General features: G+C 48.6%; 1 protein-coding gene and 1 pseudogene. Both read left to right on the top strand.

The features are described from left to right. Window positions 1–867 (top strand): IS5 family transposase (locus F6K13_RS33840; protein ID WP_287290029.1); only part of this gene is annotated, 867 nt, incomplete at its 5' end. Window positions 868–1054: 187 nt separating this feature from the next. Beyond that, a pseudogene (locus F6K13_RS35675) lies at window positions 1055–1252 on the top strand (DUF1822 family protein); the annotation flags it as partial.

The following is a 1252-nucleotide window of genomic DNA, read 5'->3' as shown; positions in this document are numbered from 1 at the left end:
ATCGATCGCTTGCGGTTGTTCAAGATGCTGATCTTGCAAAAATTGTACAACCTCAGCGATGAGCAAACTGAATACCAAACCCATGATCGAGCCTCATTCCGTCGCTTCGTGGGACTTGGTCCCGAGGAGGAAGTCCCCGATGCTAAAACGCTGTGGCTGTTTCACCAACGATTGACCAAAGCCGGATTGATTGATGAGCTGTTCGAGCGTTTTTCCACATTTTTGGATGAGGCAGGCTATGCCGCTCAAGGAGGCCAAATCATAGATGCAACGATCATTCCGGTTCCGATTCAACGCAATAGCAAGGAGGAGAATAAGCAAATCAAGGCTGGAGAAGAGCCGCCAGAGTGGGCCGACAATCCGCACAAGCAGGCCCAGAAGGATACGGATGCTCGCTGGACCAAAAAGAACAAGACCAGCTACTTTGGCTACAAAGACCATATCAATATTGATGCAACGTATCGCTTCATCCGGGTCCATACGGTCACCGATGCATCGGTGCATGATTCCAAGATGTTCGCTCAGGTGTTAGATGAGCAGAATCCATCGGATGAGATCTGGGCCGATAGTGCCTATTACAGCGTGAATATGGAAGCTACCCTAGCCCTGTTAGGCTATATCAGCCATATCCATGAACGGGGCTACCGCAATCATCCCTTGAATGAGGAGCAAAAAGCCTCCAATCGAGAGAAGTCCAAGACCCGCGCTCGGGTGGAGCATGTTTTCGGCCATTGGGTTACCTCAATGGGGGGCAAGCTCGTGCGCTGCATCGGACTAAAGCGGGTTCAAGCGCATCAAGGACTCAAAGCCCTCAGCTATAACCTCAGTCGCTACGTGTTTTTGCAAAAGCAAGCCAGTGTTGCCTGAGCCATAGGTGAGGTGTGTCTAGCGCCTCCAAATGAGTCATCAGTAGCCTCTCTGAAGCGGGAATTGAGAGGGTCTAGACACACCATAGAAGGATATCAAGGCTAAATCAAGGACGTTGGACCCGCCCTTTCTGAAGAAAATCTTTTCTTAGAGGTTCCCATTAGGATATCTAGCTCATCAACAGGCAAAACTATATTGTTATTCTCTCTTTGACAATGACGATGATTCACCTAAATTCCAGACTATCTACCTCAATACACTGGCAACTTATGTAGTGTCTCAGTATTTGCGGCAGGCAGGGATATCGACAGATATTACTAAAGGAGAGAGCGATAAAGTAGTAACCCAGCTATTAACTGATGCGGCTGATCTGGTTGTACCCAAC

The sequence above is a fragment of the Okeania sp. SIO2B9 genome (genome assembly GCF_010672505.1).
Classification (GTDB): domain Bacteria; phylum Cyanobacteriota; class Cyanobacteriia; order Cyanobacteriales; family Microcoleaceae; genus Okeania; species Okeania hirsuta.
This window is presented reverse-complemented; position numbering and strand designations above follow the sequence as displayed.